The sequence below is a fragment of the Shewanella sp. genome (genome assembly GCF_041630135.1).
GTDB lineage: Bacteria > Pseudomonadota > Gammaproteobacteria > Enterobacterales > Shewanellaceae > Shewanella.
Genome location: NZ_JBFKLW010000011.1, coordinates 34,343 through 49,389, shown reverse-complemented (window position 1 = coordinate 49,389; position 15,047 = coordinate 34,343). Strand labels below are relative to the sequence as shown.

Below are 15,047 nucleotides of genomic sequence, written 5' to 3'. Positions count from 1 at the left end.
ACGTCACCCTATTGCTGATAACAATGGCAGTCCATGGTGTGGTCGTTAACCATGCCGACCGCCTGCATAAAGGCGTAACAAATGGTAGGGCCGACGAAATTAAAGCCAAGCTTCTTAAGTGCCTTGGACATGGCTTCGGATTCCGCTGTCTGGGCGGGCACCTCCGAAATGGACGCAAACCGATTGACCTTAGGTTTACCACCAACAAAGCTCCACAGAAACACCGAGAAGTCGTTGCCAGCATCAACGTAATTCAGATATGCCCGAGCATTGCGGATAATGGAGTTCACCTTGGCACGGTTACGGACTATACCCGGGTTTTGAAGCAGCTCTTCAACCTTAGCTTCATCAAAGCAAGCTATGATAGCAGGTTCAAAATTGGCAAACGCGGCCTCGTAACTGGCTTGCTTTCTGAGGATGGTAATCCAGGATAAACCGGCCTGCTGACCATCGAGGCAGAGCTTGGCAAACAGCTCTTTGGCATCGTAAACCGGCCTGCCCCAAACGTCATCGTGATACTGCTGGTACAGCTCATCATCGCTGACCCAAGCGCATCTCACTTTGTTATCTGCCATTCAAAGTCCCTATTTAGCCGTAAATTCGCTCAAAAATAGCCTACATAACCACAGATCTACAAGGTATAATCGAACCCATTTTCTATTTTCAGCTGACAGCAGTAGACATGACGACGAAATACGACGTAAAGACATTCCAGGGCTTTATTTTGACCCTGCAAGATTACTGGGCTCAGCAAGGCTGTGCCATTGTCCAACCACTGGATATGGAAGTCGGTGCCGGTACCTTCCACCCCCAGACCTTCCTGCGCGCCCTCGGCCCCGAGCCAATGAGCAGTGCTTATGTGCAGCCTTCACGCCGCCCAACCGATGGTCGCTACGGTGAAAACCCTAACCGCTTGCAACACTACTACCAGTTCCAGGTCGTATTGAAACCGTCCCCCGATAACATTCAGGAACTCTACTTGGGCTCGCTGCAAGCCCTGGGTATCGACACCCAAATCCACGACATTCGCTTCGTAGAGGACAACTGGGAATCGCCAACACTGGGCGCCTGGGGTCTGGGCTGGGAAGTCTGGCTCAACGGCATGGAAGTGACTCAGTTCACCTACTTCCAGCAAGTGGGCGGTATCGAATGTAGCCCAGTGACCGGTGAAATCACCTATGGTCTTGAGCGTCTGGCCATGTACATCCAGGGCGTAGACAGCGTTTACGACTTGGTTTGGACCGACGGCCCTATGGGTCGCATCACCTATGGCGATGTGTTCCACCAGAACGAAGTAGAACAATCTACCTATAACTTTGAGCACGCCGATGTGGACTTCCTGTTCGGCATGTTCGACCAATGCGAAAAAGCCTGTCAGCATTTGTTGTCATTGGAAACTCCTCTGCCTCTGCCCGCTTACGAGCAAGTCATGAAGGCCTCACACGCATTCAACCTGCTGGACGCCCGTCACGCTATCTCTGTGACAGAACGTCAGCGCTACATTCTGCGTGTGCGCACCATGGCCAAGGCGGTTGCCGAAGCCTACTACAAGGCCCGTGAAGCCCTCGGCTTCCCCATGTGCAAATAAGCAGTGCAAATAAGAGGAAGATTAAATGAAATTCGAAAACCTGCTCATCGAAATCGGTACCGAAGAGCTGCCACCGAAAGCGCTGCGCACCCTGGCCGAATCCTTTCAGGCCAACTTCAGCGAAGAGCTGACCAAGGCCGAACTGCCATTTGAATCTATCGAATGGTATGCAGCTCCGCGTCGTCTGGCCCTGTACGTTAAGGGTCTGGCTACCGCTCAGGAAGACAAAGTCGTTGAAAAGCGCGGCCCTGCCGTGCAGTCCGCCTTCGATGCCGAGGGTAACCCCACCAAGGCCGCCGAAGGCTGGGCCCGTGGTAACGGCATTACCGTTGCCGAAGCTGAGCGTCTGGCCACTGACAAAGGCGAATGGCTGGTTTATCGTGCCAATGTCGCCGGTGAGCCAACAGCAGCACTGGTGCCAGCCATGACCCAGCGCGCACTGGACAAGCTGCCTATCCCCAAGCCAATGCGTTGGGGCAGCAACAGCACTCAGTTTATCCGCCCTGTACACACAGTTACCCTGCTGCTTGGCAGCGAACTGATTGCCGGTGAAGTGCTTGGTATCCAGTCTGACCGCATCGTTCGCGGCCACCGCTTTATGGGCGAGTCCAGCTTCAGTCTGGATCATGCCGACAACTACCTGGCAGCCCTGAAAGAGCGCGGCAAAGTTATCGCCGACTATCAGGCCCGTAAAGCCACCATCAAGGCCGATGCGGAGAAAGCCGCCACCATCATTGGTGGTAACGCCGACATCGAAGAAACCCTGCTTGAAGAAGTGGCCTCGCTGGTTGAGTGGCCAGTGGTACTCACCGCCCACTTCGAAGACAAGTTCCTGGCCGTGCCCGCCGAAGCCCTGGTATACACCATGAAAGGTGACCAGAAATACTTCCCTGTATTCTCCAATGAAGGCAAACTGCTGCCCAACTTCATCTTTGTGGCCAATATTGAGTCCAAAGATCCGGCGCAAATCATTGCCGGTAACGAGAAGGTGGTGCGCCCACGTCTGGCCGACGCCGAATTCTTCTTCAACACCGACAAGAAGCACACGCTTGCAAGCCGTCTGGCGAGTCTGGAAACCGTGGTATTCCAGAAGCAACTGGGCACCCTGAAAGACCGCGCCGAGCGTATTTCTGCCCTCGCCGGCTTTATCGCAGGTCAAATTGGCGCCAGCAGCGAAGAAGCTGCCCGCGCGGGCCTCTTGTCCAAATGTGACCTGATGACCAACATGGTGATGGAATTTACCGATACTCAGGGCACCATGGGCATGCACTATGCACGTCTCGACGGTGAAGCAGAAGCAGTAGCCGTGGCGCTGGAAGAACAGTACAAGCCCAAGTTCAGCGGTGACAGCGTACCAAGCGCCGGTGTTTCCTGCGCCGTGGCACTGGCTGAAAAGCTCGACACCCTGTCTGGCATCTTCGGTATCGGTCAGGCGCCGAAAGGCGCTGCCGACCCGTTCGCACTGCGCCGTGCCGCCATTGGTGCGCTGCGTATCATAGTTGAGAACAAGCTGCCGCTGGATCTGGTTGATTTGATTGCCAAAGCTGTCGAACTGCACGGCGCCAACCTCAGCAATGCCCAGGCTGCTGATGAAGTACTGGAGTTCCTGATGGCCCGCTTCCGCGCCTGGTATCAGGACAAAGGCATCAGCACCGATGTTATCCTCGCAGTGCTGGCCCGTCGTCCAACCCGCCCTGCAGATTTTGATGACCGGATCCTGGCAGTAAGCCACTTCCGCACCCTGGAGCAGGCCGCAGCGCTGGCCGCCGCCAACAAGCGTGTGTCCAACATCCTCGCCAAGGTTGAAGGTGAACTGCCAGCCAGCATCAATGCTGCACTGCTGAGTGAAGCCGCTGAAAAGGCACTCGCCACCAAGCTTGCCGAAGTGACGCCAGTGATTGCCCCGCTGTTTGCGGCCGGTAACTACCAACAGGCACTGACTGAACTCGCTGCCCTGCGCGAGTGCGTGGATCAGTTCTTCGAAGACGTGATGGTCATGGCCGACGACCAGGCGCTTCGTAACAACCGTCTGGCACTGCTTGGCAACCTGCGCGACCAGTTCCTGCACGTCGCCGACATCTCTTTGCTGCAATAACGGCTTCTGCCTGTTCTTTTTGCACAATAAAAAACGCGCCCCTGGGCGCGTTTTTTATTGGTTTGGCAATCACCTATCCTGCTTCATCCTGATAATTGCACCAACCTTTCGTGCAAATCATCAAAAGTATCTTTATCGATATCAATTCGCTCCAGTAAAGCTCTGAGTTGAAGCTCCTCCAGCCTTCCGGCTTGCCACAACATGGAACACTCACTGATATGATTGGCAGTCCAAATGGCTTTCGACAACGCATCTGACGGAATATGGTTTACGTTTGCCAATGTCGCCAATGAACGAGCCAGTAAGGGGGGAAGCTCCCAGCTGTTAACCAATACCGCACTCAATAGCAGCGACTTTGACGTCATCACCTGACGGAACAACCAGGAACTGGGCTGTTCGCCAGGTTCAGATTTGGCAAATGCATCTATAAGCATTTGAAATATAGCGATTTTACCAACATCATGTAGCAGTCCTAGCATAAATGCAGTTTCTTGTTCTTCAGGGTGTAACTCGGCGGCAAGATAGGCCACCTGCAGAGAGTGGCGCCACACCTCTGAACCAAAGCGTCGGTAATAAATGGGCTTGATTTCTATAACCTCCCGAACCCTGACGCTGGTAACAAAGCGCCGCAGTTGTTCCCGGCCAAGACTTACTACCGCCTGTTGCAAACTGGTAATGTCTTTAGTACCGCGACGGAATGCGGGGGTGTTACATAGCTTAAGCACCTCGGCACTGAGGACAGGATCCCGCTTGATGTGCTTCAAAACATCACAGGTATCAACTTCGGGGTCAGCTAACTGCCTGTCCAGTTCAATAATGTCATGGGGTAATTTAAGTACCTTATCCGCTATCCCACTGGGATGGGCCAATGCGCGCTCAACATTACTCATGACTTCCTTTTCGAGATTATTGGCAACCCCACCTGTGTCTTTACCTCCGGCAAAGAGCAAACTGTAAAACAGTGCAGATACATCAACAGAAGCCAGCTGCTTTTCTTCCCTTGCAGGTTCTGCCACCACACCTGAATTACGGTTAAGCTGAACCCTTGAGACCTGTTCAACGGTACTTTCAGCCAGCCTATCCCCGCTTAAGCTGCGTGGCCGCTCAACAATAATATTGTCTCTGATATTAAACAGCCTATTGAAAAAACCCATAGCTTTCGCCTCGGAATAAATATGCAAAAATGACGAATTTGGCCGAAAGAACTCGGGCAAAAATAGTCGATGGCAGGCTCTGTTCAATACTAGGCATTACAGCCAATTTCGCCACTCCTTCATTGCCGTCTTCTGTCATGTGTGTAACCAGGATTACACACCTTGACCGCACCTTAATAAGTTACAGAAAAAACAACAATTACGAAGCAATCTGTTGACATAGCCACAGCCGTTTCTTAGGGTCGGATGATACCTGTTAATTGCCAACATCATCATGCGCGAGCCGCCATTTCCCGACATTCACATTATCGGTGAACACCACCTGCTATTAACGGTGAAACCGATTGCTGATGAAGCTTCAATACTGGCCACGCAGGCAAGAATCTGGGCGCTTGCGAATAAGTGTCGCAACCGCGACGGTTTAGCTGATGTTACACCCGGTATGAACAACCTCACCCTGTGCCTCGGTGGCAATCAGGATCCCGATGCGTGGCGACATTGGATAATGAAGCTCTGGCAGAATTTGCCAGTTGAAATACCAGAGGGCCGGCTACATCGGGTACCTGTGTGTTACGGCAATGACACCGGCCCGGATCTGGAAGCCGTTGCCCACTTTCACAACACATCCGCCGAAGAGATTATCCGCGCCCACAGCACCCCCGAATATCGGGTAATGTTTTTGGGCTTTTTGCCGGGCTTTGCCTACCTATCCGGACTACCAGGCCAATTGCATACCCCCAGGCTGGAGGTACCACGGCAACAGGTGCCCGCGGGCAGCGTGGGTATTGGCGGCGCCCAAACCGGCATCTATCCCTGTCAGGCTCCGGGCGGCTGGCAACTGATAGGCCGGACCGAATTACCACTGTTTGATGCTAATCAGCAGCCCCCTTGCCTGTTTGCACCGGGCGACAGGATCCAGTTTGTCAGGGAGGATTCCTGATCATGCTGGAAGTGCTGCAGGCAGGTATTCAAACCACAGTGCAGGACCTCGGCCGAACAGGCGTCGCTCATATGGGCCTGCCCCGCAGTGGCGCGTTGGACCGTCAGGCCCTGCTGCTCGCCAACCGGTTGCTGGGGAATCCGGATAACACTGCTGGCCTCGAATTTACTCTGGGTCAGTCGAGCCTTAGATTTAACCGCGATGCCTGGATTGCGCTCACCGGTGCCGACTTCGATGCCCGAATCGATGCCAAGCCGGTCTGGAGTGGCTGGCGCAGCCTGATTAAAGCCGGACAGACACTTAGCCTGCGCGGCCCCAAGGCGGGCATGCGAGCCTATCTGGCGGTGGATGGCGGTATTCAGGTGCCCCTGTTTATGGGCTCAGCCAGTACAGATTTATCCAGTGGCCTGGGCGGCCTTGAAGGACGAGCGCTGAGGTCCGGCGACCGACTTGAGCTTGGGCCAGAACGGTCGCTGAAGCATCAGGTAGGCGCTATGCAAAGCCCCTGGGACAATCAGATAAGGGTGCTGCCAGGGCCGCAATATCCTCTGCTCGCCGAAGCCTCAATACTTACAGAATCTATGTGGCAACTACAGCCAAGCAGCAATCGTATGGGTGCCAGATTGACAGGGCCAGCGCTGCATTTCAGCAAGCCGCTGGAGATGGCCTCCCAGGGCGTATTCCCCGGGGTTATCCAACTGCCGCCATCGGGACAACCCATAGTGCTGTTAAACGATGCACAAACCACCGGTGGTTATCCGATTGTGGCCACTGTGATTGAGGCCGACCTGTGGAAACTCGCCCAGGCGCGGCCAGGGCAATCACTGCAATTTGTGTTGGTCGACCGCGCCGAAGCGCTGGCGGCGTGTGAACGCTGGAAACAATATTTTTATCGCCTTGGCCGCGCCCTGGGCAGCGGAGAAGCCCATGTCTAATCTTCAGTTAAACGCCGATGTGGGCGAAGGCTATCCTTTTGATGCCGAGATCCTCGCGCTGCTGGATGCCGCCAACATTGCCTGCGGAGGCCACGCCGGCGACTCAGACAGCATGCGCGCCACGGTAAAGCTTGCCATGGCAAACGGCTGCCTGATTGGCGCCCATCCATCATACCCAGATAGAGCCAACTTCGGCCGCTTACCTATGAACATGGATGCCACCGCACTGACCACCAGCCTTATCGCCCAAATTCAGGCCCTGAAGCAGATTTGCGATGAAGACGGTGCAGCCATGTTTCACGTGAAACCCCATGGCGCCCTCTACAATCAGGCTGCTTTTGATAAAGAGTTAGCCACATGCCTTATTGGGGCGATACAGGCCGTAGACTCCAAGCTGGTATTAATGGGGTTGGCGGCGAGCCCACTGCTGCAATGGGCCCGTGAGGCTGGCCTTCAGGTGCAGGCGGAGGCCTTTGCTGACCGCCGCTACGAGGCCGACGCGACCCTGGTGTCGCGCCAAAAACAGGGGGCCGTAATCCACGACCAAGCCGAAGCGCTGGCACAGGTGCAGGCGTTAATGTCGGGCAACCTCACCAGTATCGATGGCACCCCGCTCAGGTTAAAGGCCGACACCCTGTGCCTGCACGGTGACAATCCTGAGGCGTTGCAGTTTGCCCGCCGCATACGGGCATTGCTGGAGGCAAGCTATGCTGAATGAGCTGCTCGCCCTCAACTACTGGCCGCTGATTGGTATACCCGTGGTGGTGCTGGGCTTCGCTTTGAGATTCAACCCCTTGCTGGTTGTTACCCTCGCGGGGCTGATTACCGGCTGGGCCGTGGGCATGGATGCTGCGACTTTGCTGGAGACCTTTGGCGAGAAGTTTCTCTCCAGCCGTCAGCTGGCGTCTTTTCTACTGATCCTGCCGGTGATAGCCCTGCTGGAGCGGCACGGTCTCAGGGTGCGTGCCAAGGGCTGGATTGCCACCATCAAAAGCGCCACTACGGCGCGCATTTTGTCGCTCTACTTTGTTGTGCGGGAAGCCAGCGCCGCGCTGGGGCTGTTAAGCCTTGGTGGCCATGCCCAAACGGTGAGACCCCTGCTGGCCCCCATGGCCGAAGCCGCAGCCATCAATGCCTACGGGCCACTGCCCAAACCCATTCGCGACAAAATCGCTGCCCACGCCGCAGCCTGTGACAATGTGGCCATGTTCTTTGGTGAAGACATTTTTATCGCCTTCGGTGCCGTGCTGCTCATGGATGCCTTCCTCAAAGAAAACGGCATTCAAGGTATCGAGCCTTTACACATAGGCCTGTGGGCAATTCCCACTGCCATAGCGGCGCTGATTATTCATCTGTTCCGGCTCTCAAGGCTGGAAGCCGGCATTTGCCGTGATATCGCCCAATGGCAGGCAACAGAAGACGTAGATCAACAGGAGGCCGAAGCATGAGCCTTATCAGTATCAATGATATCTACCTGCTGATTGGGCTGGTAGTGGCCATTTTGGTGATACTGACCCTGAAAGACAAACAGCATCCCAAACGGCTGACCACAGCCCTGTTTTGGGGGCTGTTCGGCAGCCTGTTCCTGTTTGGGGATCTGGCGGTAGATGCCCTGGGCGCAAAATTGGCGCACCAGATTGCCGGCGCCATGGTGATTGGCATCGCCTTGCTGGCGGGAATGGGCTGGGTCAGCCTAGGCAGCTATCAGGAAACCAGTCCGGCGCAGAAAGCAGCCAGCGCCGAGCGTCTGGGTAATCGCATATTTTTGCCGGCACTGATTATCCCCCTGCTGACGGTAGCGGCTACCCTGCTGCTTGCCGGTGTCCGCGTCGGTGATGTGCTGCTGCTCGACCCCAAACATCAAACCCTGGCGGCACTGGCGCTGGCATGCGGCATCGCCCTGCTGGTGGGCTGGCGTCTGACCGGCGATAACCCGCTCAAGGCGGTGGCCGAGTCGCGCCGACTGGTAGACAGTATCGGCTGGGCAGCTATTCTGCCACAAATGTTGGCTATGCTGGGCGGCGTGTTTGTGGTGGCTCAAACCGGCGACAGCATCAAGGCGCTGGTCAGTTTGTTTGTTGACCCCAATAATCGCTTTGGACTGGTGGTTATTTACTGTGTGGGGATGGCGCTGTTTACCATGATCATGGGCAATGCCTTTGCCGCCTTCCCAGTGATGACCGCCGGTATTGCCCTGCCGTTTTTGATTGAGGGGCAAGGCGCCAGTCCGGCGCCCTTGATGGCCATTGGCATGTACTCGGGTTATTGCGGCACCCTGATGACTCCCATGGCGGCCAACTTCAACATAGTGCCGGCAGCGCTGCTCGACCTTGACGATAAATATCATGTCATTAAGGTGCAGATCCCCACGGCGCTGGCGCTGCTGACAACCAACATTTTGCTGATGTATTTCATCGTTTTTGACTGAGCGAGCCCATTATGAAACCCGTGCCACTGATTTTGCTCACCGGATTTGAACCTTTCGGTGGCGAGATAATTAACCCATCCTGGGAGGCGGTAAAAAACCTCGATGGCGAGCTTATCTGCCGCCACAGGATCAAAGCCATCAAGCTGCCCTGCGTGTTCCACGATGCGCTGACAAAACTCAACGAAGCCATAGATTACCACCAGCCAGCGCTGGTGCTGTGTGTTGGCCAGGCAAGCGGACGCAGTGAGCTGACCCTTGAGCGTATTGGCATCAATATTGACGATGCCCGTATTGCCGATAATCGTGGCCAGCAGCCAATCGATGAACCCGTGATAGCCGATGGTCCAGCGGCCTACTTTGCCACCCTGCCCATCAAGGCCATGGTGCGCGACCTGAAAGAGGCCGGGATCCCCGCAGCGGTCTCCAACACCGCGGGCACTTTCGTTTGCAACCATGTGCTCTATGGCATGCTGCATCAGCTGAGCCAAACCCCAGAATGCCGCGGCGGCTTTTTGCATATCCCCCTAGCACCCGACCAGGCCTCACGCCAACCTGGAACCCCATCTATGGCGTTGGAAACCGTAATCCACGGTCTGCGACTGATGCTGGCCACTGCTATAACTACGGCCACCGACATCCACGAGAGCGCAGGTGTAACCCACTGATGGCATTCGACGACAGATTCCGCCTGAGCAGCCACGCGGTGATCACCGATGATGAAGGCAAGGTATTGCTGCTCAAAGCGAGCTACGGCAATCATCATTGGGGTCTTCCCGGCGGCGCACTCGAGCCAGGAGAGACTATACATCAGGCGCTGGAGCGCGAATGCCTCGAAGAACTGGGGCAAGAGGTGCAAATCCAATACCTCAGCGGCGTGTATTACCACGGGGCATACGAGTCCCAGGCCTTTATCTTTCGGGTCACACTCAGCAGCCCCAACATCATCTTAAGCAGCGAACACAGCGACTATGGTTTCTTCGAGATAGACGGCCTGTCAGCGGTGCAGCAGCGCAGAGTGCGAGAATGCCTGAACTTTAATGGCAAGGTTGTCAGTGCCGCTTTTTGATGGCTATGGCTGACAGTCCTCGCTTGCACTGTGATAAAAGCACCAATGCAAGGAACAAAAAAAGGGAAAGCAGCTGCTTTCCCTTTTTGTTCCGAACCGGATACTTACCTACACGTCGAGGTTAGCCACGTTGAGCGCGTTGGCCTCGATGAAGTCGCGGCGCGGTTCTACCTGATCACCCATCAGGGTGGTGAACAGTTGGTCGGCAGCAATAGCATCTTCGATGGTTACCTGCAGCATACGGCGGCTTTCAGGATCCATGGTGGTTTCCCACAACTGCTCAGGGTTCATCTCACCCAGACCCTTATAGCGCTGGATGTAGAGGCCACGCTTGGACTCACCCACCAGCCAGTCTAGGGCTTCGATAAAGCTGGTCACCGGCTTCACTTTCTCACCACGCTGTACGTAACCACCTTCTTCTATCAGGCCATCGAGGGCATTGGCCAGAGCGCCCATCTTGCGATAGTCGCTGGACTGGAAGAAGTCGTAGCTGAACAGATACTCATGGTCGATACCGTGGCGACGCAGGGTCACCTTGGGTACGTACACCTGACGCTCTGGGTCGTGCTCGGCCACTGCGTTGTAAAGTACGCCGCTGCTTTCACGCTCAACCAGATCGGCCACAAAGGCATCACACCAGGCCTGTACCTTGGCCTGGTCGGCCAGCATCTCGTTATTCAGCACTGGGTGATACAGCATGCGATCGGTCAGCACTTCTGGGTAACGCAGATCCAGACGGGCGATGATGCCTTCCACTTCGCGGTACTGATTAACCAGTTTTTCCAGTGGCTCGCCGCTCATGCCGGGCGCGCCCTGTGATGGGTGAATAGAAGCGCCGTCGAGTGCACCTGTGGTGAGGAACTCGGTCAGGGCCGGATCGTCTTTCAGGTACTGCTCGTGCTTACCCTTTTTCACCTTGTACAGTGGTGGCTGGGCGATATACACGTAGCCGCGCTCAATCAGTTCAGGCATCTGACGGAAGAAGAAGGTCAGCAGCAGGGTACGAATGTGAGAACCGTCCACGTCAGCATCCGTCATGATGATGATGTAGTGGTAGCGGGTCTTGTCCGGGTCGTACTCGTCGCGGCCGATACCACAGCCCAGGGCGGTGATAAGGGTCGCCACTTCCTGAGAAGACAGCATCTTGTCGAAACGGGCTTTTTCTACGTTAAGGATTTTACCCTTCAGTGGCAGAATCGCCTGGTTTTTACGGTTTCGGCCTTGTTTGGCAGAGCCACCGGCCGAATCACCCTCCACTATGTAGATTTCGGAGAGTCCGGGATCTTTTTCCTGACAGTCAGCCAGCTTGCCTGGCAGACCACCGAGGTCCAACGCGCCTTTACGGCGGGTCATTTCACGAGCCTTACGGGCCGCTTCACGGGCACGGGCCGCGTCGATGATCTTGCCAACAATCAGCTTGGCATCACCTGGGTTTTCCAGCAGGTAATCACCGAGCTTCTCACCCATGGTCTGCTCTACCGCACCTTTTACTTCGCTGGATACCAGCTTGTCTTTGGTCTGGGAGCTGAACTTGGGATCAGGCACCTTGACCGAAATAACGGCGGTCAGGCCTTCACGGGCATCGTCACCTGTGGCGTTGGTTTTGTTCTTCTTGTTGTAACCCTCAGCTTCCATGTAATTGTTGAGGTTACGGGTCAGCGCGCCGCGGAAACCCGCCAGGTGGGTACCACCATCACGCTGGGGAATGTTGTTGGTAAAGCAGTAGATGTTTTCCTGGAAACCATCGTTCCACTGCATGGCCACTTCTACTGTGATACCGTCTTCGCGCTCCTGGGCGAAGTGGAAGATGTCCTTGTTTACCGGCGTCTTGTTGCGGTTCAGGTACTCAACGAACGCACTGATACCACCTTCATATTTGAAGAATTCGTCTTTGTTGTCGCGCTCGTCAACCAGACGAATACCCACACCTGAGTTCAGGAACGACAGCTCACGCACACGCTTGGCGAGAATATCGAAATGGAACAGGGTATCGGAGAAGGTTTGTTCGCTTGGCCAAAAACGTACTTCGGTACCGGTTTTGGTGGCATCACCAACAACCTTGATAGGCGCGTCAGGTACACCGTGGGTATAGAACTGCTCGTGTACCTTGCCGTCACGGCGAATGGTCAGCTGCAGCTTCTTGGACAGGGCGTTCACCACAGACACACCCACACCGTGCAGACCACCTGACACCTTGTAGGAGTTGTCGTCGAACTTACCACCGGCGTGCAGCACTGTCATGATCACCTCGGCGGCAGACACGCCTTCTTCCGGGTGAATTGCCACAGGAATACCACGGCCATCGTCTTTTACAGAAACAGAGCCATCCACATGGATGGTGATAGTGATTTCACTGCAGTGACCGGCAAGCGCCTCGTCGATGGAGTTATCGACGACTTCAAATACCATGTGATGCAGACCCGTACCATCGTCGGTGTCACCAATGTACATCCCTGGTCTTTTGCGTACTGCATCAAGGCCCTTAAGTACCTTAATACTCGACGAATCGTAAGTATTCTCTGACATATTTCTCTCTCGTCGGTTATGGAAGGGGCTAATAAGTCCCAAAAAGCACTGCGTGGGCATTCATGGGAAGCACCCGCGAGTCCCGCACCTTCCTTATTTAGTCTCTGTTACCCGGCCAGCCTGTATGTGGAACATTCTGTCGGGGGGCACAGGCAAGGAATCCACAATGGCTGAAGGCTCGATGGCGGTAACAAACAGCTGAGCGCCGGTCTCTATAAGCTCTTTCAGCAACAGTTGCCTGTGCTTGGCATCCAACTCGGAGGGCAAATCGTCCACCAAATAGATGCTATGTTTATCAATTTGTTGCTTAAGTAACCTGCCCTGAGCAATGCGCAGAGCACACACCAATAATTTCAATTGCCCACGGGACAGCGCATCCTGTGCGGGCAGATTACCAACCCGCAAACGAAGATCTGCCTTGTGGGGGCCACTGACCGTATGACCGATGGCCAAATCCCGCGAGTACTGGGCTTTAAGCAGGTCGGAAAACTCCGTTTTGCTGTCCCAGCCACGGGTGAAAGAAACCCGGATATCCACATCGGGTAAAAACTCCCCGATTATACCCTTAAGCACGGCATTTAACGAGCCTACATAATGGTTTCTTATGTCTGTGACTTCAAGGGCATAGCGAACTAATTCCTGGTCCCAGAAGGCGATGTGATCGTAGCGGGCACCGTCTCTAAGCAGCTGATTTCGCTGTTTTAAAATTCGCCTTGTGTTCATCCAGGCCAAATGGAACTGTCTTGAGGCATGAAAGGCGCCCCAGTCGATAAACTGACGCCGGGCGGACGGGCCTTCAAACAGCAACGAAAAGCTCTCCGGGGTGATCACCTGAATAGGCAGCGCCTCGGCCAATTGCGACAGGCGTTTCACCTTATCGCCATCGATTTTAACCTCGGTATCGCCGCTGCGATGACGGCGAAGACCAATGCGGCTTTCCCCCTGCTGACCCGCTGCAATGGCAAACAGTGTCAGGCAGTCTGCATCGTTTTGAATAACCCGCTGGGACAAATGGCTTCGAAACGAGCGGCCCATGCCCAAAAAGTAAATGGCTTCAAGAATACTGGTTTTGCCACTGCCATTGTGGCCATAAATGAGATTCAGCCCGGCGCCTGGGGCAAGCTGGGCTGAATCAATATTGCGAAACGCGTCGATGGAAAGACGACTGAGGCTCATACCAACAAAGACTCGTCAGCGACGGTCTTAGAGCCTCATCGGCATAACGACGTACATGGAATCTTCTTCCACGTGGTTTTCAATCAGGGCGCTGGAATTGCTGTCGATGAGGGTGACACGCACTTCATCGGAACGCAGGCTGTTGAGTACGTCCAGCAGATAGGAGACGTTAAAGCCAATTTCCAGGGTGGTGGAGTTGTAATCTACGTCGATGATTTCTTCCGCTTCTTCTTGCTCTGGGTTATTGGCGGTGATCTTCAGCAGCCCATCTTCCAGCAGAATACGCACACCACGGAACTTCTCGTTCGACAAAATCGATGCCCGCAACAGCGCCTGTTTGAGCTGGTTACGGCTGGCAATCACGATTTTATCGCCACCCTTTGGCAGCACCCGACGGTAATCGGGGAAACGGCCGTCCACCAGCTTACTGGTAAATACGGCGCTGGCAGTAGTGGCACGAATCGCGCTTTCACCAATGGCCAGGGTGATATCCTGATCTTCTCCATCCAAAAGACGCAGCAACTCCACCACACCTTTGCGGGGCACAATCACCTGCTTTTCGGGCAGAGAAGCCTCTATCATACGATGGCTCAATGCCAGACGATGACCGTCGGTGGCGACGGCACGCAGAACATTCCCCTCGGTTTCAATCAGCAAACCATTGAGGTAGTAGCGCACATCCTGGTTGGCCATGGAAAACTGAGTGGAATCTATCAAAGATTTGATAGTGCCCTGCTTGAGGGTAAATTCGATGTCCGGGCAAAAGGCCTCGACATTGGGGTATTCTTCAGCAGGTAAGGTTGCCAGTGAAAAACGGCTGCGGCCGCAGCGCAGCAGCCATTTATTTTCCTGTTGCTCAACCTTGAGCTCAGACTGCTCCGGTAGGGATTTGACGATATCCAGCAATTTCTTGGCAGGCACTGTGGTGCGGCCTTCCTGAATATCACCGTGCACTGTGGCTTCACCCACCAGTTCCACTTCCAAATCGGTACCGGTCATCTTAAGTGAGTGGCCACTTACTTCCACCAAAAGATTCGCCAGAATAGGCAGGTTATGGCGACGTTCCACAGCCCCACTTACCAGTTGTAAGGGTTTTAACAGCGCATCCCTATCGATAGAAAATTTCATTGTGTCCAGGT

The 15,047-nt window shown here is 54.8% G+C and carries 14 protein-coding genes; 9 read left to right on the top strand and 5 right to left on the bottom strand.

Going from position 1 to position 15,047, the window contains the following annotated elements; genetic code table 11:
- Positions 1-8 precede the first annotated feature (8 nt).
- Positions 9-575 carry a DNA-3-methyladenine glycosylase I gene (locus tag ABYK60_RS04840; RefSeq protein WP_372870797.1) on the bottom strand — a complete coding sequence of 189 codons (567 nt, stop codon included), beginning with the start codon at positions 573-575 and terminating at the stop codon, positions 9-11.
- 107 nt (positions 576-682) lie between these two features.
- Here ABYK60_RS04840 and glyQ point away from each other — a divergent pair, with 107 nt between their 5' ends.
- The gene (glyQ, locus tag ABYK60_RS04835; protein ID WP_126168880.1) at positions 683-1,588 is read left to right on the top strand and encodes a glycine--tRNA ligase subunit alpha; all 906 of its coding nucleotides are present in this window, start codon (positions 683-685) and stop codon (positions 1,586-1,588) included.
- A gap of 25 nt (positions 1,589-1,613) precedes the next feature.
- Positions 1,614-3,683 carry a glycine--tRNA ligase subunit beta gene (glyS, locus tag ABYK60_RS04830; RefSeq protein ID WP_372870796.1) on the top strand — a complete coding sequence of 690 codons (2,070 nt, stop codon included), beginning with the start codon at positions 1,614-1,616 and terminating at the stop codon, positions 3,681-3,683.
- A gap of 83 nt (positions 3,684-3,766) precedes the next feature.
- Here the strand turns inward: glyS and ABYK60_RS04825 are convergent, their stop codons facing one another.
- The gene (locus tag ABYK60_RS04825) at positions 3,767-4,837 is read right to left on the bottom strand and encodes an HDOD domain-containing protein (protein WP_372870795.1); all 1,071 of its coding nucleotides are present in this window, start codon (positions 4,835-4,837) and stop codon (positions 3,767-3,769) included.
- Positions 4,838-5,111: 274 nt separating this feature from the next.
- Here ABYK60_RS04825 and pxpB point away from each other — a divergent pair, with 274 nt between their 5' ends.
- The 7 genes from pxpB to ABYK60_RS04790 are packed head-to-tail and all read left to right on the top strand — an operon-like array spanning position 5,112 to position 10,206.
- Positions 5,112-5,777: a 5-oxoprolinase subunit PxpB gene (gene pxpB, locus ABYK60_RS04820; RefSeq protein ID WP_372870794.1), complete on the top strand. Its 666-nt coding sequence runs from the start codon at positions 5,112-5,114 to the stop codon at positions 5,775-5,777.
- A gap of 2 nt (positions 5,778-5,779) precedes the next feature.
- Positions 5,780-6,712 carry a biotin-dependent carboxyltransferase family protein gene (locus ABYK60_RS04815; RefSeq protein ID WP_372870793.1) on the top strand — a complete coding sequence of 311 codons (933 nt, stop codon included), beginning with the start codon at positions 5,780-5,782 and terminating at the stop codon, positions 6,710-6,712.
- Entirely contained in the window at positions 6,705-7,430 is a 726-nt protein-coding gene (gene pxpA / locus ABYK60_RS04810) for a 5-oxoprolinase subunit PxpA (protein WP_372870792.1), read from the top strand. The genes ABYK60_RS04815 and pxpA overlap by 8 nt, the downstream gene beginning before the upstream one ends.
- On the top strand, positions 7,420-8,160 hold the full coding sequence (locus ABYK60_RS04805) for a DUF969 domain-containing protein (RefSeq protein ID WP_372870791.1): 741 nt from the start codon (positions 7,420-7,422) through the stop codon (positions 8,158-8,160). The genes pxpA and ABYK60_RS04805 overlap by 11 nt, the downstream gene beginning before the upstream one ends.
- Complete coding sequence (locus ABYK60_RS04800) at positions 8,157-9,140, top strand: DUF979 domain-containing protein (protein ID WP_372870790.1); 984 nt, start codon at positions 8,157-8,159, stop codon at positions 9,138-9,140. The genes ABYK60_RS04805 and ABYK60_RS04800 overlap by 4 nt, the downstream gene beginning before the upstream one ends.
- A gap of 11 nt (positions 9,141-9,151) precedes the next feature.
- A complete protein-coding gene (gene pcp, locus ABYK60_RS04795; RefSeq protein WP_372870789.1) occupies positions 9,152-9,805 on the top strand; it encodes a pyroglutamyl-peptidase I in 654 nt (217 codons plus the stop codon).
- Positions 9,805-10,206, top strand: a complete 402-nt coding sequence (locus ABYK60_RS04790) for an NUDIX hydrolase (RefSeq protein WP_372870788.1) — start codon at positions 9,805-9,807, stop codon at positions 10,204-10,206. Before pcp ends, ABYK60_RS04790 begins: the two co-directional genes overlap by 1 nt.
- Before the next feature lie 108 nt (positions 10,207-10,314).
- On the opposite strand, the gene gyrB is transcribed toward ABYK60_RS04790, so the two are convergent.
- From gyrB to dnaN, 3 genes are all read right to left on the bottom strand, one after another.
- A complete protein-coding gene (gyrB, locus tag ABYK60_RS04785) occupies positions 10,315-12,732 on the bottom strand; it encodes a DNA topoisomerase (ATP-hydrolyzing) subunit B (protein WP_372870787.1) in 2,418 nt (805 codons plus the stop codon).
- A 93-nt stretch (positions 12,733-12,825) separates the two neighbouring features.
- Positions 12,826-13,908, bottom strand: coding sequence for a DNA replication/repair protein RecF (gene recF, locus ABYK60_RS04780; protein WP_372870786.1), 1,083 nt, complete (start codon positions 13,906-13,908; stop codon positions 12,826-12,828).
- A gap of 27 nt (positions 13,909-13,935) precedes the next feature.
- Complete coding sequence (dnaN, locus tag ABYK60_RS04775) at positions 13,936-15,036, bottom strand: DNA polymerase III subunit beta (RefSeq protein WP_372870785.1); 1,101 nt, start codon at positions 15,034-15,036, stop codon at positions 13,936-13,938.
- Between the last annotated feature and the right edge of the window lie 11 nt (positions 15,037-15,047).

Excerpts from the sequence above, each read along its gene's own strand:
- ABYK60_RS04840 (WP_372870797.1), bottom strand. The coding sequence starts at position 575 with ATGGCAGATAACAAAGTGAGATGCGCTTGGGTCAGCGATGATGAGCTG.
- glyQ (WP_126168880.1), top strand. The coding sequence starts at position 683 with ATGACGACGAAATACGACGTAAAGACATTCCAGGGCTTTATTTTGACC.
- glyS (WP_372870796.1), top strand. The coding sequence starts at position 1,614 with ATGAAATTCGAAAACCTGCTCATCGAAATCGGTACCGAAGAGCTGCCA.
- ABYK60_RS04825 (WP_372870795.1), bottom strand. The coding sequence starts at position 4,837 with ATGGGTTTTTTCAATAGGCTGTTTAATATCAGAGACAATATTATTGTT.
- pxpB (WP_372870794.1), top strand. The coding sequence starts at position 5,112 with ATGCGCGAGCCGCCATTTCCCGACATTCACATTATCGGTGAACACCAC.
- ABYK60_RS04815 (WP_372870793.1), top strand. The coding sequence starts at position 5,780 with ATGCTGGAAGTGCTGCAGGCAGGTATTCAAACCACAGTGCAGGACCTC.
- pxpA (WP_372870792.1), top strand. The coding sequence starts at position 6,705 with ATGTCTAATCTTCAGTTAAACGCCGATGTGGGCGAAGGCTATCCTTTT.
- ABYK60_RS04805 (WP_372870791.1), top strand. The coding sequence starts at position 7,420 with ATGCTGAATGAGCTGCTCGCCCTCAACTACTGGCCGCTGATTGGTATA.
- ABYK60_RS04800 (WP_372870790.1), top strand. The coding sequence starts at position 8,157 with ATGAGCCTTATCAGTATCAATGATATCTACCTGCTGATTGGGCTGGTA.
- pcp (WP_372870789.1), top strand. The coding sequence starts at position 9,152 with ATGAAACCCGTGCCACTGATTTTGCTCACCGGATTTGAACCTTTCGGT.
- ABYK60_RS04790 (WP_372870788.1), top strand. The coding sequence starts at position 9,805 with ATGGCATTCGACGACAGATTCCGCCTGAGCAGCCACGCGGTGATCACC.
- gyrB (WP_372870787.1), bottom strand. The coding sequence starts at position 12,732 with ATGTCAGAGAATACTTACGATTCGTCGAGTATTAAGGTACTTAAGGGC.
- recF (WP_372870786.1), bottom strand. The coding sequence starts at position 13,908 with ATGAGCCTCAGTCGTCTTTCCATCGACGCGTTTCGCAATATTGATTCA.
- dnaN (WP_372870785.1), bottom strand. The coding sequence starts at position 15,036 with ATGAAATTTTCTATCGATAGGGATGCGCTGTTAAAACCCTTACAACTG.